The organism is Virgibacillus litoralis (assembly GCF_017873675.1).
Classification (GTDB): Bacteria; Bacillota; Bacilli; order Bacillales; family Amphibacillaceae; genus Lentibacillus; species Lentibacillus litoralis.
Map to the genome: position 1 here is coordinate 378,613 of NZ_JAGGKK010000001.1, position 21,010 is coordinate 399,622.

A 21,010-nucleotide genomic window follows, 5' to 3' on the forward strand; every position below is an offset into this window, starting at 1 on the left:
TAACATGTCATTTAATATATTAATTGCAGATCCGCTGAGTGAGGAAGGTTTAAAGCCTCTACAAGATGCGGAAAATATGAATCTTGTAATCGAAACGAATTTATCGCCAGAAGAATTAGAAAATAAAATTGGCGAATTCGATGCCTTACTAGTAAGAAGTCAAACACAAGTAACACGCAACATCATCCAGAAGGCTAAGAACCTGAAAATCATCGGACGTGCAGGTGTCGGCGTTGATAATATTGACCTTGATGCAGCAACCGAAAATGGCATTATCGTTGTCAACGCTCCAAACGGGAATACGAATTCTGCTGCCGAGCATACGATGGCCATGATAATGTCGTTATCCAGAAAAATCCCCCAAGCCTATTATGCACTTAAAAATCATCAATGGGACCGGAAAAAATATGTCGGTGTCGAGCTAAAGAATAAAACACTAGGGATCGTCGGGCTTGGCAGGATTGGTACAGAAGTTGCTTCCAGAGCCAAAGGCCAACGGATGGACGTAATGGCATATGATCCATTCTTAACTGAGGAGAAAGCAGATAAAATGGGAATTCGCTACGGATCAATTGAAGATGTTTTAAAAGAAGCAGACTTTATCACGGTGCATACACCTTTATTAAAGGAGACAAAGCATTTAATTAATGCTGAAGCGTTCCAGCAAATGAAGCCTGGAGTACAAATTGTTAACTGTGCCCGCGGTGGAATTATTGATGAAGAAGCTTTATATAACGCTATTGTTGATAAAAAAGTAGCCGGTGCCGCACTGGACGTGTTTGAAGAAGAACCATTCCATGACAATAAGCTACTAGAGTTACCGGAAGTATTTGCTACACCACACCTTGGGGCTAGCACAATCGAAGCACAGGAAAATGTTGCAATCGATGTCTGCCAAGACGTTATCGGCTTTTTAATGGGAGATTTAGTCAGAAACCCAGTTAACCTGCCATCCGTTCCAAATGAAATCATGAGCAAAATCGAGCCTTACTTCAACTTAGCAGAAAAACTTGGCTCATTCCTCATTCACTTAACTGACGAGGTTGTTGAAGAAGTGAACATCTATTATGCCGGAGATTTATCTGAAGTGGAAGTTGCACCATTAACGCGAAATACAGTAAAAGGGCTACTGACCCGACATCTCGGCGACCATGTAAACGATGTGAATGCCCTCTACCTTGCTAAAAGAAAAGGAATTAACATCAACGAAAATAAAACATCCCGGACCAGAGGCTTCACAAACCTGCTGACAGTAGAAGTGAAGACAGCGACAGAAACAAGAAGTGTGGCAGGAACTCTATTAAATGGCTTAGGACCAAGAATTGTAAAGGTGGATAAATACAGTGTAGATGTAACACCAGAGGATCATATTGTTGTCATTTATCACCAGGACCAACCAGGTGTTATCGGTAGAATGGGAAGTATCCTAGCCCAGCATCATATCAATATTGCAACAATGCAAGTGGATCGAGTGGATATCGGCGGAGAAGCAATTATGATGCTTAAAGTTGACCGACATATGGAACAAAAAGAATTAGACGAGTTAAAATCCCTGGAAGAAATTCATGAAGTCACAGCAATAGATTTATAGGATTACAATTTGGAAAAACGTAATGGCGTTCGTTACCTACTTCAATTGCACCGTAATTTTACGGTGCTTTTTGTTTATTAAAATCACCTGACTTTGGATAGTCTGTTTCAAGCTGGCATGGTACATATACCTCCTAATGAATAATCTGCAAATTTCCCGGATTGCTGATTGATATGAATCCTCATTCCGCTATTCGCCCTAAACTCCCTAGTTTGAGCTTGGTTCCGGATCCTCGTTCCGCTATTTGTCCTTTTCGACGTTATAATTAACTGTTTTTTAGCAAATAGCGGAACGAGGATTCATCTAAGCCTCTGATAAGCAGCTTTTTGGCCATTTAGCGGAATGAGGATTCATTTGCTGATTAATAACATGATCGGTTTGCTTAAACATCTCTCCCCTCTACCAATATGGTTCCTCTTTATTAGATAATTTCAAAATTAAGGGGTATAAGCCGATTACTATCAAAGCAAAGATAATAGCAAGAATCAGCCCTATACCTAATGAAAAATCCAACCACGCATTAATAGGTATGAAAACTAATGGAATAAGTACGAAAACCCCACCTCTTATTCTTGATGATGCAGACTCATATTGTTTTTCACCACAGTGCGGGCATTTCAATCTGAACATTGTTTTAATCGTTTGTTTCCAAGTCCACTTTTCACCGCAATTCTGGCAAACTGGCATCCATCCACCCCCTCATTTTATAGAGCAGCTCCAGCACTACTTTTTCTAAATCTATGTGAACCGCTAGTAAAAGTTTAAAGTATTACGCCAGAAAACTCACCCTTTAATACTTCTTTTTCATGCTGATTTTTGCATAAAAAGGATGATCTAATAGATATTCTGTTCTTTTCTTGCCTTTCGTATTTTTCAATTGTAACCCCGCAAATGATTGTATCTCCTGTAAACACAGGTCTTAAGAACTCAAATTTCATATTACGAGCCATCACATCATAATCTCCACCTACTTTTGTTGGAAGAGTCGCCGTTAATAACCCTTGTACAACAAGCTTCCCCTGTTCATCTGGCGTTTTATGATGAACACCTTCATCACCTGAAATTTCGGAAAATAACTCAACATCCCTATCCGAAAAAGATCGTTCAAATGTAATGATATCTCCTACTTTTAAAGACAAATTTATCCCTCCTAAACTTAATTGTATAACCTGCATTCAATCTCTGTATTTCCTATATGCTTGTATAATTCACCTTAGTAATTGTTAACATAATATTACAGTTGTTCGTCTGAATTAGTAAGTAAAATATCTTCTTGTTTTAAGATTGCTTCCATCCCAAACTAAGTCGCAAGCTGTTTAGATTACAATTGGTCAGCCTTAACTTGCTACATTTACTTGTTGGTGATAAGCCAGGTTTTCTAATACAATTCAAATAAAAGGGGTTGCCAATCTCACAACCCCCTTCCTTTTTTTGAAATCAATATATTTCTACATATTTTTACTTTGCTGAAGAAGTTTGGATTCTCCTGTTCGTTCCCATTCTTCTACTGTTTCATATGCTGCTTCAGGAGAATATCCTTTCCCTACAAGTACTCCCATCAAAATGAATTCCTGGAGAATATGAGTTGCATTTATTCCTCTTCGTACATCTTCTAATCCTTCCTCCACCAGATATTCTGTATGCTGCACCCATTCATCTGGCGTTTTTCCTGAAATTACTGTATTTCCATTCTCATGCTCTTCTTCAGCTGCCATAGCTTCTGCTTTGGTAACATGAACTGTGCCAAACGGATGGTTAGGGGGAGCATATATTGAGTATAGTTTTAGGGGAACATTACCAGTATTGGTCAGGTTATGCCATGATCCGGCAGGTATTAGTATTGCAGAATCATCATAGACATTTCGTTCAAAGGTTAAATTATCTCTACTGTTACCCATCCTGACAATTCCTTGACCTTGTTCTACACGTAAAAATTGATCAACGTCAGGGTGCATTTCCAAACCGATATCCTCACCGACATTGATACTCATTAACGTAACCTGCAAATGTGTCCCTGTCCATAAAGCAGTACGAAACGTATTGTTTTGTATTGTTGCTTCATTAATATTAATGACAAACGGATTCGGACCATAATCTTGCAGCCTGGCACCTTCATCACCTTTATAAGCGCTAAATGACCCAGATCTGTCAGCATGTTCTAATCCATTAGGTAAAGTGCCGTTAATAGGCTGTCTTCCATAGTTATACATTGGTACATTAACATAATAAGGATGTTGATACGGATACATATATGGATAATAAATTTTTCTCAATCCCTTCACATTTTATAAAATTATCCTATGTATCTGTTAAAATAATGTACTTATATTCAGGGTACTTTTTTAACTATCTTAATTTAGTTACATTTAATCAAACTGTTACTTAGTAGGTTTTGCCCGTATTAAATAAATGATATCCGCCCAATAACGTTCGATTTGATCAACCTGAAGACAAGATTCCTCAATTATTTTATCTATATTTCTGTTGCAATGACAACCAGAAAACTTAGTATGTAGTGGGTCAATCACTTTTTGGGTAAAAGAAAGTAATGGATTAGAGCTCAAACCATGTTCCATTAACAATATTATCCCATCCCCACGGCACCAACTGCTGAATTTACTTAGTGTTGCAATTGGGTCTGGATAACTGCAAAGTGAAAGCGTTGATACGATGGTATCGAAAGAGTTAGGCTCTAATATCAACTCATCAATATCTTCTTGTATAAATTCTGCTTTCATCTGAAAATTCGATGCTTCTCTTTTGGCACTCTTAATCATCTTTGAACTAAAGTCAACTCCTGTTATCTCAACGTTATTCCGATCATAATAAGAAAAGTTCGCTCCAGCTCCAACACCGACCTCTAAGACGTTTCCGTATGCGTTTTTTATTAGTTTATTTCTCAATGCAGCAAACTTTTGATTAGCGCGTTTATTTTCATACATTTTTACCTGTTTATCGAATTTTTTAATTTGCTTCTCTTTTTTCATTTATTCACTTCCTGAAGGATTGACTTAGACTTTTCATAACGGGCTTTTACCATATATATAAATGTAATCTCAATTTTATTCATTACGCCTAGTTTCCTTTACTGGCGAGGTCCGAATAACATCACTGAAACACCAACTATACAGATTCCAGCACCAACCAAGTCATATAAGTCAGGCGTTTTCTTATCAATACCCCATCCCCATAAAACGGAAAGGACAATAAAAACGCCTCCATATGCTGCATAAACTCTGCCAAACGATGGGAAGGTTTGAAATGTAGCAATTACGCCATATAAAGCTAGTGCAATCCCACCACCAACACCCCAATAATATGGTTTACCTTCTCGTAACCATAGCCAAATTAAATATCCGCCTCCAATTTCAGCCAACCCTGCTAGTACAAACAACATTATTGCATAAATGATTAGAACCACTTCCTTAAACCTAATTTTTCCACTTATGCTTGATTCCGAGTCGCAGTTGAAGCCGTGTCAATGATACCTATACACTATTGGTGCTGACAAAATTCTTTTATATTGCTTTCTTTTCTTCCATAAGTCACTGCTTTGAATAAAGATAAGTGAGAATGCTTCCCAAAGAAAAACCCATCCACCTACTGTTACGCTTAGTGAAATAATCTCATTTATGACCTTTTCGTTATCGGAAATTTGCAGATAAAATGATAATGTTGTAAACAAAACAGAAATGATAATATAAAGAAAGACTCTCCCTCTTATGTTGGAAAAATCTCTTTTAGTCGTATAGAGGACATAATTAAAATAATTACGAATACCTTTTTCAATGTTCTTTTCCATATCAATATTTCTTTCCTGCTTTTGCATGTTAAATCTCAGTTTTATATTTTTTTGTGATTTGATATCGTGAGAGCATTCTTCTAAAAAAGACTTCAAACTCGAATCAAGATCCCTAATGTTATAAACAGAGGAATCCCATGTATTAAAAATATCATCATAATTCTCTAAATTAATTTCAATTATATAGTCACCTGAATCCGAATCAATTGTGTAAAACTGGTCCAAGAACTTATTCGACATAACCGCTTATTCCCCCAGTTAGTACTTCATTACCCTTATTCACTGTTTCAACAATGGCAACAGCTCTTTCAATGCTCCAATTTCGTATGTCGGTATAACATCATTAGGTTCTTTTCCATGACGGTTAACCCAGACAGAGTCTATTCCTGCACGCTCAGCACCAAGGATATCTGTACTTAAATTATCCCCAACCATTAATACTTCATCCTTCTGCACAGCAAGAAGCTCAAGTGCATGCTCAAAAATTGCCGGGTCTGGTTTTCCTTTTCCAAAAGCCCCAGAAACGACAATGTGCTCAAAATAGGTCATGAGTTTTGGTGTGATATCAAGCTTTGTCTGTTGTAATTCGGGGGATCCGTTCGTTAGCATCAGCAGTTGGTACTCCTCTTTTAACTGATCAAGCACCTCAAAACTATCCTCATATACAAATGCATTTTTCTTTCGCATCGCAGGAAAAGTTTCTGCCAGCTGATAACCGAAATCCGGATCATCAACTTCTAAATCATGTAGTCCTCTCGTCCAGGCTTCTTTACGATATTCTGGAACAATTTCTTTCAATTTGTGAAAAGACTCCCCCTCATCCCGAAAATCACCCCATAATCCTTCAAACGGATTTATTCCAATCATCTTTGTAAAAGCATATGTATCATAAGATGCATACAACTCCCGTGCATTTTCACGAACTTTCTCTTCTAGCTTAACAGGATCAGTATCATATTTTTGCTTTGCGAGTTCACAAGTGGCTTTAAAAGCCTCTTTTACACTTTTTTTGTCCCAAAGCAAGGTATCGTCAAGATCAAATAAGAGTGCTTTGATCATTTAATCAGCATCCTTTCCATAAATCCCCGCTCATTCCCGCAAACAAGTTCTTCTGCATATAATTAAATGGATGTATTTTACAAGGAGGGTTTTTTTATGTATTACGTCAATTATCCAGGTTATTATTATGTACCATATTATCCCAATGCCACATATTGGCCAGGTCGCCAGCAATATCCGCCTGTTGACGCCAACCTGTTAAATCAATCAGCAAATGAAACGAAAAAACTAATGGATGACGCGAGCATTGTTCTTAATAAACTTGCAGAATCACAAGAATATGATGCAGAACTAATGAAAGCTGCTCAAGTTTCAGATACCGCAAAGGTTGAGCAATTAATTCTCTCTACAGGCATTACATCAGACGTTGATATTAATTACAATCCTGATGGCTTACGACTGGAATTCAAATCACAAGTTGCTGACATGGATTGCTGTAAGCTGCGAATTGCATTACGCTGGCGTTAAATTCGATAAACAACTCTCGTACTGCAAATGATATCATGCAATCCTTTCTTTTCTTCATTCCATCCTGCCATCAGAAAGCCAATACCAAGTGGAAGTGCTGAGAGAAAATACGCAAAAAATCTTCCAATTGATTTCAGCATGCTAATTTGGGTCATCTCTACATTAAGCACTTGGATCCTGCATGCTAATTTCCCTGGTGATCCTTTATACTTGCTTGCAGTGAAAATAATTATAAAAACAACGACATAAATTAGATTTGAAATGTCTTCGGATGGCGATGAATACCAAGTATTTGCCTCGTTACCTGGTGAACTGAAAAACCGTTCGTCATTAATTAAAATGGCTATAATTGCTCCTATTATATATATCAAAATGCCATCAATTATATTTGCCAGGAATCTGATCCAGAATCCAGCTGGTTTGTATTTTTCCATAAAAATCAACTCCTTTTATCCATAAATAGTCATCACCTAGTACATACCCACTGTTCAGATAAAGTGTATAAAAATACGCTGCAATAGTTTATCAGTGACTTTTGATTAACTATTCATAACTTTAACATAAAAAACCATTAAATTAATGACTCTAAATAAAATTGCCCAATGGTTAAATAATAACCAAGCCTAAATTCCTGCCCTAAATCTTAGAAAACTTGGCATTCGTTAAAGGGATTCTTATGAAAGTGTATTTTGCTTTCTTAGAACCCCTTATACTCTAGAGTGCAAGCCTTTGGGCGAATTGCCTTGTGCAGTAAAAAAGTAGTTATACTTTCTTAACTGCCAAGAAATGAAAATATAAGAGGGAGAACTCCTCAGAGTATCTCCCCTCCATATTTATCCTTAGTTTACAATCTACAGACCTTTAATATCCTTCACAAGTTCAGGCAATCCATTATAAAATAAATGCCCCCTGTTTTCAATTGCACGTGGAGTAGCAGTTGAGAGTTTCTTCGTATACTCCTTAAAATGATCAAATGAAACTACTTCATCGTCCCGACTATGGTAAAAAAATACTCTTGGTATAGGAGGAAGCTTTACAACAAAATTTTCGGAAAGCATAAATTCTTTACTCTCCCAAAAACCATTCTTACCCCAGAAGGGTGCTGCGACACTGTGTAAACTGGATATCTTAACATGGCAATCTTCTTCAGATAAATATTTTAATAATACCGATCCACCCAAAGAATGCCCAATCAAAATAACTTCACCTTCTAAGGCCGCAAACTCTTTGCTAAGCAGCTCCTTCCATCTTGTGTATTCTGGGTTTTCTGGATTAGGCATTTCAGGAATTATCAATTTATATTCTGCATTTAATTTATCTTGCAAATACGCTATAAAATCAAAGCTTCCCTCGTTTTCACCCTGTGGTCCAGCACTATGAATGAATAGTATTTGTTTTTTCATGTCGCTCCTCCTTAAATTTTTATTAAAGAACATCCTTGTGAAATGCAAGAACAATATATCCTGTAAATCTTGCTAATTCTTTAATACTCGATTGAGAAAATTATTCATTAAGAGAGGGATTGACACTAGGATCGGCGGATCATCAAGTTGTGGTTCGCGAAGTGTCACATGTTGATGCGGAACAATTGTGTGTCTCTTAATAATTATCGGTGCCTTTAATCTGGCGCGTAATGTTGAGTACGGGAGCAGTATATCCCTTGCCTTCATTTCCCAGGATACAGATGTAGCCATCAAGTAATACGTGCCAGGTTTGACACCTGTAAAACAAAAAGTCCCCAATGAAGAAAGCAGCGTCCCATATAAAGGAAGCCCTTCAGGAATTGGTTTTGCAAATAAGCCGATAAGGATGACCCCTTCAAAAGAAGCATCTGCATGAACAGTACCCTCGACCTTTGCGTGTGTATTTGAAGTTAATAGTAAACTATCAGTCCAATCATTTAGCCCCTTTAACTTGCTTAACCGATAGTCTGCATGAACCGCTGAATTCCGAAATTCAGCCGGTGTTACGCCTACACGTTCAGTAAATCTGGTTGTAAAGGTCCCTAAACTTTGTTGTCCAATCTCCATTCCTATATCGCGCACACTTAAATTCGTACGTAACAATAAATCCTTTGCCCTTTGCAAACGGAGGGAAGAAACATAATAATGTGGCGGAAGGCCTGTTTTTTGCTTAAATATACGGGAAAAATGATACGGGCTATAAGCTACATACTTAGCCAGATGAGAAAGGGGCAGGGGCTCTTGGATATTTTCACGGATGTACTCAATCACTGCATCAATTTCTACAGCATATTGGTCAGTCATTGTTTCTACACCTCCGTGTTAAGTATTCTATTTTCTTATAAGAATTCCTTCTCTATTTTCGAAATTAATTCCCATCAAATAACTTGATGATATTTTTCTAAAAGAAAACCGAAATAGCTGAATAAACCAAATAAATTGCAATTATCTATTGCATTATCCAATCGTTTGTATTAAAGTAAGAAAAATCAAGTATTCAAATAAAATCATATATTTCTTATCTAGAGAGACGGAGGGATTGGCCCTGTGATGTCTCAGCAACCCGCCATAACTGGTCCGGTGCTAAATCCAAAAGGTAACAAATTACCTGAAGATGAGAAGATTGTTTGCGTTATTAGGGACCTTCTTCTTATCTGGAGGGTCCCTAATTTTTTTCATGAAAAGGATGATTAACATGGCAGATAAAAGTATCGAAACCAAATTAGCACAACTAGGCAATAATAGTGATAAAACGACAGGTGCAGTGAACCCGCCAATCTATTTATCAACAGCATTCCAACATGAAGGAATTGGCAAATCCACTGGATTCGACTACACGCGTACAAAAAATCCGACGCGAGCTATCTTGGAAGAAGGAATTGCAAAGCTGGAGGCCGGTGATAGCGGCTATGCCTGCAGTTCTGGAATGGCAGCCATTCAGTTAGTACTTTCTCTTTTCCGTTCCGGTGATGAAATCATTGTTCCTGAAGACATTTATGGTGGTACATACCGTTTACTTCAGCATTACGATGATGTCTATGATATAAAGACAACCTATTCGGAGTTTAAAGATGTTGACGTGACAGAGAATTTAATCACACCAAAAACGAGAGCATTATTCATTGAAACACCAACAAACCCGTTAATGCAGGAAATAGATATCAAGGAATATGCAGCACTTGCTAATAGACATGATCTGTTACTCATAGTTGACAACACATTTCTTACTCCTTATTTCCAGCGGCCGCTTGAACTTGGCGCTGATATTGTTGTTCACAGTGCCACTAAATTCATTGGCGGACACAATGATGTTCTCGCAGGCTTAGTCGTTGCAAAAGGAGAGGCAATCTGCGAAAAACTTGCAACAATCCATAATGCTTCAGGTGCTGTTTTGTCTCCTTTTGATTCATGGCTTATTATTAGAGGCCTCAAAACACTTGCACTAAGGATGAAGCAGCACGATGAAAACACCCGTAAAATAGCGAATTATTTAGCAAATGAACCGGGGGTTACTGACGTATTGTATTCAGGTAAAGGCGGCATTCTTTCATTCCGTCTTCAGAAAGCAGATTGGGTTGAACCCTTTTTAGAACGCCTTGAATTGATTACTTTTGCAGAAAGCCTTGGCGGGGTTGAAAGTTTTATTACGTATCCTGCAACACAGACCCACGCAGAGATACCGGAAGAAGAACGAACACTCCGCGGAATCGATAACCGGTTATTACGGTTTTCTGTTGGCATTGAACAAGCAGAGGATCTAATTTCAGATTTGAAACAAGTACTTTCATCATTGAAAAAGGGGGAAGCAAAGGAATGAGTAATAACAAGAATCAATTAGAAACAGAACTAATTCATGCTCCATCAAATTCGGACGTTGAACAGAGAACAGGTGCCGTTAATGTACCCATTTATCTGTCATCAACCTATCACCAGGGATCCTTTGATGGGTTTGGACCATTTGATTATAGCCGTTCAGGAAATCCGACAAGGCAAGCACTGGAAGAAAAAATAGCCCAATTAGAGGAAGGTGCCCGCGGCTTAGCATTTGCTTCTGGAATGTCTGCCATCTCGTCAGCTTTCATGCTGCTTTCCGCTGGTGACCATGTTCTAGTTTCAACGGATGTGTACGGCGGTACTTACCGATTTGTAACCGAAGTACTTACCAAATTTAAAATTGATCACACTTTTGCAGATATGACAAACCTGACTGAGGTTAACGATGCAATTAAACCGAATACGAAAGTCATCTATATCGAAACACCGTCAAATCCATGTTTAAACATTACTGACATTAGGGGCATCGTAAAAATTGCTAAGGCGAATGACTGCCTGACTTTTCTCGACAATACTTTCATGACACCACTTTACCAGAAACCGATTAACCTTGGTGTGGATATTGTGCTCCATAGTGCAACTAAATTTTTGTCTGGCCACAGTGACATTATTGCAGGTCTAGCTGTCACAAACACTGAAGAGCTTGGAGAAAGGTTGGCCTTTATTCAAAATTCCTTCGGCTCCATACTAGGCGCTCAGGATTCCTATTTGTTAATTCAAGGCATCAAAACGTTAGGCTCCCGTCTTAAGCAATCATCTGAATCAGCACTAAAAATAGCTGCCTATTTAACTAATCATCCATTAATTAAGAACGTATTTTATCCTGGATTACCGAATCATCCAGGACATGACCTCCACAACAGCCAATCTAAAGGTTCAGGAGCAGTCCTGTCATTCGAAATAGAAGATTCAGTTGCAGCGAAAACATTTGTCGAAAAAATTCGCCTGCCAGTATTCGCCGTAAGTCTTGGAGCAGTAGAAACCATTCTTTCGTATCCGGCAACTATGTCTCATGCTGCAATGCCAAAGAAAGAAAGAGAAAAACGAGGGATTAGCGATGGATTATTCCGATTTTCGGTCGGACTTGAACATGTGGATGATTTAATCGCAGATCTTGATCAGGCATTACAGGCTGCTTCGCAATTAGAAAACTTGGCATTCGCCAAGCCTTTGGGCGAATTGCCTTAGTTGCACTTATGCAGTAAGAAAGGAGTTATACTTTCTTAACTGCCAAGTAAAGAATCCACATGTTGTCGGATAAAAATTAACACTGTTTCCATGCTGCTCGCTCGAGTTTCCATGCTGCTCGCTCGAGTTCCAGTGCTGCTCGCTCGAGTTTCCATGCTGCTCGCTCGAGTTCCAGTGCTGCTCGCTCGAGTTTCCATGCTGCTCGCTCGAGTTTCCATGCTGCTCGCTCGAGTTTCCATGCTGCTCGCTCGAGTTTCCATGCTGCTCGCTCGAGTTCCAGTGCTGCTCGCTCGAGTTTCCATGCTGCTCGCTCGAGTTTCAGTGCTGCTCGCTCGAGTTTCCATGCTGCTCGCTCGAGTTTCCATGCTGCTCGCTCGAGTTTCAGTGCTGCTCGCTCGAGTTCCAGTGCTGCTCGCTCGAGTTCCCATGCTGCTCGCTCGAGTTTCAGTGCTGCTCGCTCGAGTTTCCATGCTGCTCGCTTGAGTTCCAGTGCTGCTCGCTCGAGTTCCAGCGCTGCTCGCTCATTCTTTATCAAGCCTATTTAATAAAAATCCTCCCCACTTACCTTTGAAACAGCTTTACAAAACTTCGCCCACTTCTTTGGATAATGATTGCTGCCAATCTTAATTTCACAGTGTGTATCATATTCGATAGTTAACCGCCAATATGAACCGTCCAAAACACCATCATGGTTGTACTCCTCTGCCCAGTTAACAAAATCACATTTATATAATTCAGCTAGAAACCATTCATTACTTTCCTCACTCATAGTGGCTATTTGATCAAATTCGTTAAATTCTCCAAACACAAGCGCACTGCGAACACGTCTATCCTTCAGATCAATCCACACTCTCTGAACAGAACCATAATCCATATACCCACCACTCTGTACATCAATAATCCGAATTCGCTCATAAATTTGTCGTCCTCTGTACTTTTTCCATTCATGACCGCAATCCTTGCACTTATATTTAGCATTACCAATAGTGACCGGCTGAAATGGTGCAGGTTCCATCTGCTTGTATTCCTGTCTAATGTCATATGTGTCTTTTGATTTGCACTTCGGACAAACAGGCGAAACAATCCGGTACTCATTCATAGAATTCTCTCCTCTGTCTATTGACGCCGCCAATAAGATAACGACACTTTTTACGCATTTTACATTTTTTGTAATTAATATAAAAACGTCGTTTAATCAATACTATAACTAAATATGAAATTCTGGAGGACTTAACAGTGGAACACGATACAAAATTAACAGCTGGTGAAGTTGCAAATTTATGGACTTCCTATATGCATGACAGTATGTGTATTTCCGTCTTTGATCATTTTTTAGAAAATGTACATGATGAGGAAATTAAGAATACGTTAGAATTTGCTAAAGAATTATCGGCATCTCATTTACCAAAAATTGAAGAAATTTTTAAAAAAGAAGAAATAGCCACTCCTCAAGGATTTACAGATAAAGACATTTACAAAGCGCCCCGACTCTTCACAGATGTTTTTTATCTTCGTTATCTGGAATGTATGTCGCGAAATGGGCTTATAGCAAATAGCTTGTGTTTAGGGACCGCATATCGTGAGGATATAAAGACAATTTATCAAACAATTATAAATGAAGCTGAAGAATTATATAACCGAACCAACAATCTGTTGAAAGAAAAAGGAGCTTTAGTTCGTACTCCAGTAATCCACTATCCACAGAAAGTTACGTATGTACAGGACGAAAGTTTTGTCGGTGGCACATTTTCCTTTACTAAACGGCCACTCTTAGCAATTGAAGTAGCACACATAGCAAACAATATTGAGTCGAGTCAAATATATAAAGCCCTTATTATGGGTTTTTCACAAGTTGCAGAAAGTGATAAAGTAAGAAAACACTTACGAGAAAGCATAAATGACACGGATAAATTTATTGATGATCTAAAAGAATATCTGGAACATGCTGAAATTGCCGCTCCCATGACATCAGATGATTCGATTACTAATTCTACTACCTCACCTTTTTCAGACAAACTTATGATGTTTATTATATCAACTTTAAATGGATTTTCCATTTCCTTGGTTGGTACGTCTTTAGGTGCGAGCGCTAGAAGCGATTTGTCTATAAATTATGTGAAGTTTGTATCTCATCTATCCAAATTCGCATTAGAAGGAACAAAATTAATGATTGAAAAAGGATGGTTAGAGAGACCCCCGCAAACTTTAGATCGAAATAATCTTATGAGAAAGTGAACTTCTAACATTCTCCATTTTTGCTGATGTCATTGTGTTTCCCTGCTCCTGGTACGGATTATTATTTATTATTCCGTTTTGTTTGGATATACTTTTATGTCAATAACTGCATTAAAGACTGCTAGGATCATAAAAAAAAAATAGACCCACATGGCTGGGGCGACTAAATATTTAGTATGATTAAAATAATTAATAAGCTAAAGTTGGGGACACCAATTATTAGTAATTTTTTAACCCATTTATTTTTGTCCTGTCTATCTTTTTTGGTCTCAGTATGATAATTAGCTCTGTTTCTGTCACCATCAACAAAAGCACCTGTTAACAAACCTGATAATACTAAGGGAATAACTGCCGCTGCAGCTATAAGTTTAAAAAATAAGTTCCAGTCACCAGTGATGACGCCGACCATCAGGGCAATAATTGTAAAAGATTACACCAATACCCAGATATTTCAACAACCTAACCCCTCCTTTTTTAATTATCGGTATTTAGCATGAGTAGGGTTAAATAAATCCTCTTCTGTATTTCTAACAATTGAGAAGTTTTCTACATTATCATGACCATGAAGCGTTTCATTGTGATGAAGGATTATCTGTTGTGCAGTTAGGTTATCGGAGTCAGAGGTAGAATGTCCATCTCCAACTAACGTAACATCAAAATGATTGACCGTCGCTGTCCTGACAGCCGTATCGATACAATGTTCTGTCTTACATCCCATTATTACAAGATGCTCTACGTTGTTCTCATTTAAATGATTGAGTAATGGAGTACCGTGAAATGAATTTGTAGCGGCTTTATCAAATACATCAGCAGTGGATGGAACTTTAATGCTTTTATGTATTTGAAATCCAGGACCTTCTCCATTCGAAACATCTAAATCTCTTATAAAAATAACGGAAACACCCGCCTCTAAGGCCTTTTCAATAACAGTATTAATGTTATTAACGACTTTCTCCTTATCAAAAACTTCGCGTTCCTCACTACTGCCTTCCATCAAATCCTGTTGAGCATCAATTACCAGTAAAGTTTGCTTCAAAAGCGTTCTCCTCCTTTGGACTATTAGAAAACATGGCATTCGTTAAATAATTCTTATGCAAGCCTATTTTGCTTTCCTAACGGCTAAAAATACGTAATAACCATCAGGACTAAACTAAAAACAGTATATAGAAGCGAACCATAAAATACGACACCCACATCTATTTTCATTTCTTCGCTTTTTTGAATTTTCCAGTTTGATTCACTTGCTTCAAAAGTTGCTGCTTTTGATAACGCTCCTCCACTACTATTAAAAAAGTAAATGATAATCGTTATCCCAAGACCAATTAAAAAACTCCATTCACTATATGAAAAAGAAATTATTACACTAGCAGCCCATATAATTAGTCCGATAACGATTGAAGACAATAATGAAAAGCCAATAACCTTCTTCACACATACCCCCTCCTTCTCTTTATTCCTACGAAGCATAAGCAAAAAGGTTTCAATTATACAGAATCTTCTTTAAAAACAGGTCAAGCCTATCGATGCAATTTGACAGCCTACTCTGCTGTTCTATCACGATAGACGAACAGGGTAATTACATTTAAAATGATAGTAACGATAACAAGAACTGCTGAGACGAATGCCACTGCACCGGTTGTGTCCATAAGAGCAGACCAATCCTCAATTTTCACCAGATGATTAGTATAGAAAATCTGGAAAATTAACGAAATAGCACAAGCACTTATGCTCATCACAGAAAGAACGACCCAATTCCTATGGTTACCTTTTTTATTTCGCATGAGATTGATAGCTGGAAGTATCCAAGCAATTAGCCCGAGCACGAGGCTGCCAACATTAAGCCAGCTTATCATATCTAACCCCCTTGTATTTTCAACATCTTCTTCCTCTTTCCCTTTTAGGCTTTTCTAAAAGTTTAATTCCATATTACTCACCTTTTTAGGGTTATGAGCCTGCAGCCATTTTTCTGACTCACTTATCATCCAATTTCCCATATCATCTAAAAAAACAATTAATTCACATACATTTCCTACCGGGTTAATTGCATATTGTAGTGCTTGTTCCATTTCAAATTCCTTCTCTGGATAATACGCAGAAAATATCTTGTACGCTGGGAATAAGTCTCTTGTGTATTGATTTTCTTTCTCTATTACAAGTGCAAGCCCTGCCCTAACTATAATTTTCATAATCCAGCTGCAACAATCCAAAATATCTTCAAGATCGTCATTACCATCAAGATCTTCTTTTGCTTGTTCAATTTGGTTCTTTAGGTTAACAAGATGTTCGTTACCAAGTGTTTTATCTGCTTTATAATTAGGTAACTGAGCGCTTAAATCTTCCCCAAATACACATACACTATGGGTCTTAACCATAAAAGGAATGATTGAAAACGTAGTCGTTTCTACTATATCGTCAATGTGATAGAAACTAAATTCAACTCCATTTACACAGCTAAATTTATTGTTTAATTCCTTTTCAACTTTGTCGATCCATCCATTGTCAATTTCATTAGTCACTTTATTTGTAATCGCTATTGTATCTAAGTCTGAGACACCATTTATCCCCAACCCACGAGGAACGGAACCTCTTATATATATACTATGTAAATCTGACCCCAAATGAACTTGGTAATATTCTGTTACTTCCTCAATTAGCCCTTTAAAATCAGGTTTAATCTTCTCAAAACTTGCATCATTTAAAATAGACCCATTCTCATCGGTTGGGCAAAAGCGTCCAATGTTTTTAATATTAGTCAACTTATCTCCCCTTCATCTTATCAGTTAGTTAACTGCTCCTTAGCATGAAAACTACATTATACAGTGGAATATACTTGTACATCTTGTCCGCGTAATACAATGTTTTTATCTAACTCCATCCCTATTTTATTCGCGATTTTTATAGAAGCCACATTATCAGGCTGAATCAGTGAAATAAACCTTTTCCTATCAAGTAGTTTACTTCCATATTCCAAGAGTGTCTTAGCCGATTCGGTTGCGTACCCTTTTCCCAAATGCTTACGAGATATCCAATAACCAATTTCCATTTCCTCATTACCTTCGATGGTTTGTGGTACTAAACCCGCGTGTCCAACTAAAGTTCTATCTTCCTTATCAACTAAAGCCAATAAACCCACATCTTCGCCAAATTCATATGTACTGTATATCCAATTCAGAAAATCCTGTCCACTATTTATATCCTTTGTTTCTCCATTGCCAATAAACCTCACTACTTCTGGGTCTGACAATAAAGACATAAGAAATTCAAAATCATCATCAGTATATGGACGAAAAAACAGTCTTTCGGAGGTGATTGGCAAATTCAACATTCCTTTCCACTTAAAGAATTGCGCCATTTCTAATGATAATGGAGTGTAGTATCTATTGCTACACTCCATTACTTTTTAGTTTTGAGCATCAGTTACAATAGTGAATGTTACGCCAAACTTGTCCATTAAATAACCTTGAGCGGGCGTAAAGGAGGTTTCCTCCAAAGGTCCGATGACTTTTCCGTCCTGTTGCAAGGCTTCAAAAATTTGTTTGGTTTTTTCCTCTTTACTCGTTGTCACATAGATAGCTGCTTGATTTCCTATTTGGCGAGAAAACCCCGGAGAATCGTAAATAGCAATATCTGTTTCACCAACTTTTAACCTTGCATGTGCCACAAGGTCCAAGATTTTTTCTGGGAATGACATTCCGGGAAACTCAGGAATCTCTCCATATGTTTGAATAGAAAGGACTTTCGCATCCAATACTTCTTCATAAAATTGGATTGCTTCCTTGGCATTTCCATCAAACATCAAATGAGGGATAGCTCGTAATGTCATAAACAGTCAACTCCTTATTTTATTATCTAATTCTTTTTTTATAATAACATTTATTAATGATTTGATTTCTTCAGAATTGCTATCTTATTAGGGCGTTATCCTTGAATATTTTCTTCACTTTTATATTCCAAAATGTCTCCAGGCTGACATTCTAAAGCCTTACATATTGCCTCTAACGTTGAAAGCCTGATTGCTTTTGCCTTTCCATTTTTCAAAATAGAAAGGTTTGCCATTGTTATTCCAACCCTCTCCGAAAGTTCTGTTACGCTCATTTTCCTTTTAGCCAGCATCACATCAATATTGATTATAATTCCCATGTTATTCACCTCAGACCGTTAAATCATTTTCTGATTTTAGATTAATAGCTGTTTGCAAAAGTCTTTGGAGCACAGCAGCAAAAACTGCAATCACCATTGAAGCAAAAATAACGACCAATCCGATTATTATCCCTGGTGCGTCGTCAGCCTTTGTAAGAAGATATAAGAATGGCATCTCTACAACATACAAAATAATAATTATGATTGCACAGTATTTTATAGTCTTTAAAGCCCTAACAGATAATTCCGAGAAAGCTTTGTTCCTGTCGATATAGCTTAAAAGTTTTAAAGTCTGATACAAAGCAATGAAAAACGGTATCATTGCAGCATACATTCCGATTAATACTGGATATTGCAAATTAGCCAGCTCAGGAGACTGCCAATATAGTGAATTTGGGTCAAACCTTGACAACCCAAATATGCACACGGCAAGAACCGGAGTTCCTATTAGAAAAACAGCTATCTTTAAAAAGAGTGTTGATCCTCGTTTCATAAAAAGCACCTCATTTAAATATATTAGTAATTCAATTTTAATACATAATTTATTGATTATCAATAAATAATTAATATTTATTAATATATTATTATCGTATTAAGTCGATTAACTTAAAAAAGCATTCCTTATTACTAAGAAATGCTCCACAACTTTAAGCTATTCAATTGTTCCTACGATACCTCAAAGGAATGTGATCTTCTCCAACTGCCCAAAAATAAATACCAGTCTTGTACCCGTTTGGCCCAATAAGCTTATTACTCTCTCTTCCACTTCAAGCAGCAATGACTGTTTCAGTGCTATTTCTAACAACTGTGGATATTTGTTTAAGTATAATACTATTTTTTGTCGTCATTCTCGTTAACTTCTAACACATTATTAGAGTTAATTGCAATTCTATCGTTATTAGTTGTTATAATTTCAAGGGGGTATACGGCAGCGAATTTATCTGAAAAAATCCATCTTCTTTTTGGTTGGGTAAGTATAATAAAAATTCCTTTTGAGTTATCTCCCATAAAATTAAGTGATGTCGATTTGAGAGGTTCATTGTCTCTTTCATGAATCCCAATATCAATTAGCCTTTCACCTGCATCTATTGCATCATCTACTGTCAGACCTATTTCACTAATGTTTAATACGCCCTTAGCAACTGAGAAAGGTTCCAACATTTCTCCAGATATAGAGTACCTTGATATGAACTCAACTATATTACCAGCAGGATCATAGAAGTATAGTGCATGTGCAGGAAAATGTGAAAAATCTGCTTCATCTTCGCCATCTTCTATGTTTAAACTAACTCTTTCTTTGACCCATGATTTCGCTTCATCAAATTTATTAGACGGAATATTAAAAGCAAAGTGGTAATAGGGTTTACCCTTTACGTCTTCTGATGTAAATTCCAATTCACTTGAACCAATTACAATTCGAAAACTATTTTCATCTTCATTAATTAAAGGGAACCCGAAGCTGTCAACATAGAACTTTCTCATTTCCGTTATACTTTCCGTATGTAAAGTTACTGATTTAATTTCCATTGTTTTAGCAGACTCCTTTAATAAGTTTTTAACGACCTGTATATGCAATGTAATACATTTATGCTAATAAATAAAATACTGAGTTTTAATCACAAGATATAATAAATAGTTATATCATTACTGTCAATTGACCTCCTTTCTTTTCCTGCTAATCTTTTAATAAATCCGTCTCTCTCCATTCTTCCAAGCAAATTACTTACAGTTGCTCGTTCAAGCTAAATTTTTTTCAGCCATACATTAGAAAACTTGGCATTCGTTAAAGGGATTCTTATGAAAGCGTATTTTGCTTTCTTAGAACCCCTTATACTCTGGAGTGCAAGCCTTTGGGCGAATTGCCTTAGTTGCACTTATGCAGTAAGAGGATTTATACTTTCTTATCTGCTAAAAAAGGACCAAAAAAATTGGTCCTTTTTCTTGAATCATTTTAATCATTCACATATTTAATAACAGCCATTTCTTTACCAAACCTATCACCATTATCAATAAACCCCAAGCTGGAATATAAATTATGTGCTTCCTTATTTTCTGAATGATAACCCACCACAATTTTTTTCGCATTTGGTAATTTAGACATATCTGAAATCATTAACTTAGTTGCTGCTTTTCCTATTCCCTTACCTTGAAAATTTTTATCAATCATAATTCTGAATACCCAATAGCCATCGAGTTCTTCTTTCTCAGTATTATACATTAAAAAACCAACTACTTTTTCTTCAAAATAGATTGCTAAAGGAATTAATGATGATTCGAACTTTGATTGAGCAATGGAAATAGCGTTTGATTCAATATACTCTGATTGTTCTCTTGTTAATTCTAATTTACAACATTCATACCAGTTTTCTGTATTCAATTCTACTAATTTCACCTTATCTGTACTCATAACTTTTCCCCTTTCGTATTTCTGGGAAACGCTAAACAATATTGTTAATTAGGCGTTATCCTCTTAAAACCATTCACGATAAAAGTTCTTATGTTTGTCATAATAATCGCCTCCCTTAACAATATTGTCTATAAATTCTAAAACGAACTTTTGACTTTTAAATTATATCATACTTTTATAAAAATTCTGCTTAATTCTTGTTTAACAATTCTGCTACCTTACAAGCATAAGTAAGAGAAACTTACGAAAAACTCATTGATAACCTAGCTAATTCATCGAACCTTATTATACAATACAAAAAGACCACCAAATCAGCCTTTAGT

The 21,010-nt window shown here is 37.0% G+C and carries 28 protein-coding genes and 1 riboswitch; of the genes, 5 read left to right on the plus strand and 23 right to left on the minus strand.

Features of this window, described 5'->3' with window-relative positions; all coding sequences use genetic code 11:
- The first annotated feature begins 4 nt into the window (after window positions 1–4).
- Window positions 5–1,591, plus strand: coding sequence for a phosphoglycerate dehydrogenase (serA, locus tag J2Z82_RS01905; RefSeq protein WP_209479092.1), 1,587 nt, complete (start codon window positions 5–7; stop codon window positions 1,589–1,591).
- 399 nt (window positions 1,592–1,990) lie between these two features.
- Here the strand turns inward: serA and J2Z82_RS01910 are convergent, their stop codons facing one another.
- From J2Z82_RS01910 to J2Z82_RS01940, 7 genes are all read right to left on the minus strand, one after another.
- Window positions 1,991–2,278, minus strand: coding sequence for a TIGR04104 family putative zinc finger protein (locus tag J2Z82_RS01910; protein WP_209479093.1), 288 nt, complete (start codon window positions 2,276–2,278; stop codon window positions 1,991–1,993).
- 74 nt (window positions 2,279–2,352) lie between these two features.
- Entirely contained in the window at window positions 2,353–2,730 is a 378-nt protein-coding gene (locus J2Z82_RS01915) for a hotdog domain-containing protein (protein ID WP_209479094.1), read from the minus strand.
- Window positions 2,731–3,039: 309 nt separating this feature from the next.
- Window positions 3,040–3,855 carry a cupin domain-containing protein gene (locus tag J2Z82_RS01920; protein ID WP_342453593.1) on the minus strand — a complete coding sequence of 272 codons (816 nt, stop codon included), beginning with the start codon at window positions 3,853–3,855 and terminating at the stop codon, window positions 3,040–3,042.
- 114 nt (window positions 3,856–3,969) lie between these two features.
- Entirely contained in the window at window positions 3,970–4,578 is a 609-nt protein-coding gene (locus J2Z82_RS01925; RefSeq protein WP_209479095.1) for a class I SAM-dependent methyltransferase, read from the minus strand.
- 98 nt (window positions 4,579–4,676) lie between these two features.
- Window positions 4,677–5,012, minus strand: a complete 336-nt coding sequence (locus J2Z82_RS01930; RefSeq protein ID WP_390313505.1) for a YnfA family protein — start codon at window positions 5,010–5,012, stop codon at window positions 4,677–4,679.
- 57 nt (window positions 5,013–5,069) lie between these two features.
- A complete protein-coding gene (locus J2Z82_RS01935) occupies window positions 5,070–5,633 on the minus strand; it encodes a hypothetical protein (protein WP_209479096.1) in 564 nt (187 codons plus the stop codon).
- A 39-nt stretch (window positions 5,634–5,672) separates the two neighbouring features.
- Window positions 5,673–6,452 carry an HAD family hydrolase gene (locus J2Z82_RS01940; RefSeq protein WP_209479097.1) on the minus strand — a complete coding sequence of 260 codons (780 nt, stop codon included), beginning with the start codon at window positions 6,450–6,452 and terminating at the stop codon, window positions 5,673–5,675.
- 96 nt (window positions 6,453–6,548) lie between these two features.
- Between J2Z82_RS01940 and J2Z82_RS01945 the strand changes: the two genes are divergently transcribed.
- The gene (locus J2Z82_RS01945; RefSeq protein ID WP_092493465.1) at window positions 6,549–6,920 is read left to right on the plus strand and encodes a YuzC family spore coat inner layer protein; all 372 of its coding nucleotides are present in this window, start codon (window positions 6,549–6,551) and stop codon (window positions 6,918–6,920) included.
- Here J2Z82_RS01945 and J2Z82_RS01950 read toward each other — a convergent pair.
- The 3 genes from J2Z82_RS01950 to J2Z82_RS01960 form a co-directional block, all read right to left on the minus strand.
- Entirely contained in the window at window positions 6,917–7,354 is a 438-nt protein-coding gene (locus J2Z82_RS01950; RefSeq protein WP_209479098.1) for an RDD family protein, read from the minus strand. The two genes, J2Z82_RS01945 and J2Z82_RS01950, sit on opposite strands and share 4 nt — an antisense overlap.
- A gap of 417 nt (window positions 7,355–7,771) precedes the next feature.
- Window positions 7,772–8,323, minus strand: coding sequence for an alpha/beta hydrolase (locus J2Z82_RS01955; protein WP_209479099.1), 552 nt, complete (start codon window positions 8,321–8,323; stop codon window positions 7,772–7,774).
- 72 nt (window positions 8,324–8,395) lie between these two features.
- Window positions 8,396–9,187 (minus strand): helix-turn-helix domain-containing protein, encoded by a 792-nt coding sequence (locus J2Z82_RS01960; protein ID WP_209479100.1) that lies wholly within the window; start codon window positions 9,185–9,187, stop codon window positions 8,396–8,398.
- 211 nt (window positions 9,188–9,398) lie between these two features.
- Window positions 9,399–9,504: riboswitch (SAM riboswitch) on the plus strand.
- A gap of 74 nt (window positions 9,505–9,578) precedes the next feature.
- On the opposite strand from J2Z82_RS01960, the gene J2Z82_RS01965 reads away from it, so the two are divergent.
- Complete coding sequence (locus tag J2Z82_RS01965) at window positions 9,579–10,700, plus strand: methionine biosynthesis PLP-dependent protein (RefSeq protein WP_209479101.1); 1,122 nt, start codon at window positions 9,579–9,581, stop codon at window positions 10,698–10,700.
- Complete coding sequence (gene metC / locus J2Z82_RS01970; RefSeq protein ID WP_209479102.1) at window positions 10,697–11,905, plus strand: cystathionine beta-lyase; 1,209 nt, start codon at window positions 10,697–10,699, stop codon at window positions 11,903–11,905. The genes J2Z82_RS01965 and metC overlap by 4 nt, the downstream gene beginning before the upstream one ends.
- Before the next feature lie 76 nt (window positions 11,906–11,981).
- Here metC and J2Z82_RS01975 read toward each other — a convergent pair whose 3' ends face one another.
- Window positions 11,982–12,440 carry a hypothetical protein gene (locus J2Z82_RS01975; RefSeq protein ID WP_209479103.1) on the minus strand — a complete coding sequence of 153 codons (459 nt, stop codon included), beginning with the start codon at window positions 12,438–12,440 and terminating at the stop codon, window positions 11,982–11,984.
- Window positions 12,441–12,446: 6 nt separating this feature from the next.
- On the minus strand, window positions 12,447–13,004 hold the full coding sequence (locus J2Z82_RS01980; protein WP_209479104.1) for a zinc ribbon domain-containing protein: 558 nt from the start codon (window positions 13,002–13,004) through the stop codon (window positions 12,447–12,449).
- Window positions 13,005–13,141: 137 nt separating this feature from the next.
- Here J2Z82_RS01980 and J2Z82_RS01985 point away from each other — a divergent pair, with 137 nt between their 5' ends.
- Window positions 13,142–14,140 (plus strand): DUF3231 family protein, encoded by a 999-nt coding sequence (locus J2Z82_RS01985; protein ID WP_209479105.1) that lies wholly within the window; start codon window positions 13,142–13,144, stop codon window positions 14,138–14,140.
- Between the two features lie 163 nt (window positions 14,141–14,303).
- Here the strand turns inward: J2Z82_RS01985 and J2Z82_RS19745 are convergent, their stop codons facing one another.
- From J2Z82_RS19745 to J2Z82_RS02040, 11 genes are all read right to left on the minus strand, one after another.
- Complete coding sequence (locus J2Z82_RS19745; protein ID WP_209479106.1) at window positions 14,304–14,549, minus strand: DUF5316 domain-containing protein; 246 nt, start codon at window positions 14,547–14,549, stop codon at window positions 14,304–14,306.
- 69 nt (window positions 14,550–14,618) lie between these two features.
- Entirely contained in the window at window positions 14,619–15,176 is a 558-nt protein-coding gene (locus J2Z82_RS01995) for an isochorismatase family protein (protein ID WP_209479107.1), read from the minus strand.
- Window positions 15,177–15,259: 83 nt separating this feature from the next.
- The gene (locus J2Z82_RS02000) at window positions 15,260–15,571 is read right to left on the minus strand and encodes a hypothetical protein (RefSeq protein WP_209479108.1); all 312 of its coding nucleotides are present in this window, start codon (window positions 15,569–15,571) and stop codon (window positions 15,260–15,262) included.
- Between the two features lie 107 nt (window positions 15,572–15,678).
- Window positions 15,679–15,993, minus strand: coding sequence for a hypothetical protein (locus J2Z82_RS02005; RefSeq protein ID WP_209479109.1), 315 nt, complete (start codon window positions 15,991–15,993; stop codon window positions 15,679–15,681).
- A 54-nt stretch (window positions 15,994–16,047) separates the two neighbouring features.
- A complete protein-coding gene (locus J2Z82_RS02010) occupies window positions 16,048–16,896 on the minus strand; it encodes a nucleotidyltransferase (RefSeq protein ID WP_209479110.1) in 849 nt (282 codons plus the stop codon).
- Between the two features lie 56 nt (window positions 16,897–16,952).
- A complete protein-coding gene (locus J2Z82_RS02015; protein WP_209479111.1) occupies window positions 16,953–17,465 on the minus strand; it encodes a GNAT family N-acetyltransferase in 513 nt (170 codons plus the stop codon).
- 75 nt (window positions 17,466–17,540) lie between these two features.
- Window positions 17,541–17,963 (minus strand): VOC family protein, encoded by a 423-nt coding sequence (locus J2Z82_RS02020; RefSeq protein WP_209479112.1) that lies wholly within the window; start codon window positions 17,961–17,963, stop codon window positions 17,541–17,543.
- 95 nt (window positions 17,964–18,058) lie between these two features.
- The gene (locus J2Z82_RS02025) at window positions 18,059–18,280 is read right to left on the minus strand and encodes a helix-turn-helix domain-containing protein (RefSeq protein ID WP_209479113.1); all 222 of its coding nucleotides are present in this window, start codon (window positions 18,278–18,280) and stop codon (window positions 18,059–18,061) included.
- A 10-nt stretch (window positions 18,281–18,290) separates the two neighbouring features.
- Window positions 18,291–18,773 carry a DUF2975 domain-containing protein gene (locus tag J2Z82_RS02030; protein WP_209479114.1) on the minus strand — a complete coding sequence of 161 codons (483 nt, stop codon included), beginning with the start codon at window positions 18,771–18,773 and terminating at the stop codon, window positions 18,291–18,293.
- A 338-nt stretch (window positions 18,774–19,111) separates the two neighbouring features.
- On the minus strand, window positions 19,112–19,807 hold the full coding sequence (locus J2Z82_RS02035) for a VOC family protein (protein WP_209479115.1): 696 nt from the start codon (window positions 19,805–19,807) through the stop codon (window positions 19,112–19,114).
- Window positions 19,808–20,231: 424 nt separating this feature from the next.
- Window positions 20,232–20,687 carry a GNAT family N-acetyltransferase gene (locus J2Z82_RS02040; RefSeq protein WP_209479116.1) on the minus strand — a complete coding sequence of 152 codons (456 nt, stop codon included), beginning with the start codon at window positions 20,685–20,687 and terminating at the stop codon, window positions 20,232–20,234.
- Window positions 20,688–21,010: the final 323 nt, after the last annotated feature.

Bases quoted from the DNA above. Each gene is read 5' to 3' on its own strand.
- serA (WP_209479092.1), top strand. From the start codon at position 5: ATGTCATTTAATATATTAATTGCAGATCCGCTGAGTGAGGAAGGTTTA.
- J2Z82_RS01910 (WP_209479093.1), bottom strand. From the start codon at position 2,278: ATGCCAGTTTGCCAGAATTGCGGTGAAAAGTGGACTTGGAAACAAACG.
- J2Z82_RS01925 (WP_209479095.1), bottom strand. From the start codon at position 4,578: ATGAAAAAAGAGAAGCAAATTAAAAAATTCGATAAACAGGTAAAAATG.
- J2Z82_RS01935 (WP_209479096.1), bottom strand. From the start codon at position 5,633: ATGTCGAATAAGTTCTTGGACCAGTTTTACACAATTGATTCGGATTCA.
- J2Z82_RS01940 (WP_209479097.1), bottom strand. From the start codon at position 6,452: ATGATCAAAGCACTCTTATTTGATCTTGACGATACCTTGCTTTGGGAC.
- J2Z82_RS01945 (WP_092493465.1), top strand. From the start codon at position 6,549: ATGTATTACGTCAATTATCCAGGTTATTATTATGTACCATATTATCCC.
- J2Z82_RS01950 (WP_209479098.1), bottom strand. From the start codon at position 7,354: ATGGAAAAATACAAACCAGCTGGATTCTGGATCAGATTCCTGGCAAAT.
- J2Z82_RS01955 (WP_209479099.1), bottom strand. From the start codon at position 8,323: ATGAAAAAACAAATACTATTCATTCATAGTGCTGGACCACAGGGTGAA.
- J2Z82_RS01960 (WP_209479100.1), bottom strand. From the start codon at position 9,187: ATGACTGACCAATATGCTGTAGAAATTGATGCAGTGATTGAGTACATC.
- J2Z82_RS01965 (WP_209479101.1), top strand. From the start codon at position 9,579: ATGGCAGATAAAAGTATCGAAACCAAATTAGCACAACTAGGCAATAAT.
- metC (WP_209479102.1), top strand. From the start codon at position 10,697: ATGAGTAATAACAAGAATCAATTAGAAACAGAACTAATTCATGCTCCA.
- J2Z82_RS01980 (WP_209479104.1), bottom strand. From the start codon at position 13,004: ATGAATGAGTACCGGATTGTTTCGCCTGTTTGTCCGAAGTGCAAATCA.
- J2Z82_RS19745 (WP_209479106.1), bottom strand. From the start codon at position 14,549: ATGGTCGGCGTCATCACTGGTGACTGGAACTTATTTTTTAAACTTATA.
- J2Z82_RS02005 (WP_209479109.1), bottom strand. From the start codon at position 15,993: ATGATAAGCTGGCTTAATGTTGGCAGCCTCGTGCTCGGGCTAATTGCT.
- J2Z82_RS02015 (WP_209479111.1), bottom strand. From the start codon at position 17,465: ATGTTGAATTTGCCAATCACCTCCGAAAGACTGTTTTTTCGTCCATAT.
- J2Z82_RS02020 (WP_209479112.1), bottom strand. From the start codon at position 17,963: ATGACATTACGAGCTATCCCTCATTTGATGTTTGATGGAAATGCCAAG.
- J2Z82_RS02025 (WP_209479113.1), bottom strand. From the start codon at position 18,280: ATGGGAATTATAATCAATATTGATGTGATGCTGGCTAAAAGGAAAATG.
- J2Z82_RS02030 (WP_209479114.1), bottom strand. From the start codon at position 18,773: ATGAAACGAGGATCAACACTCTTTTTAAAGATAGCTGTTTTTCTAATA.
- J2Z82_RS02035 (WP_209479115.1), bottom strand. From the start codon at position 19,807: ATGGAAATTAAATCAGTAACTTTACATACGGAAAGTATAACGGAAATG.
- J2Z82_RS02040 (WP_209479116.1), bottom strand. From the start codon at position 20,687: ATGAGTACAGATAAGGTGAAATTAGTAGAATTGAATACAGAAAACTGG.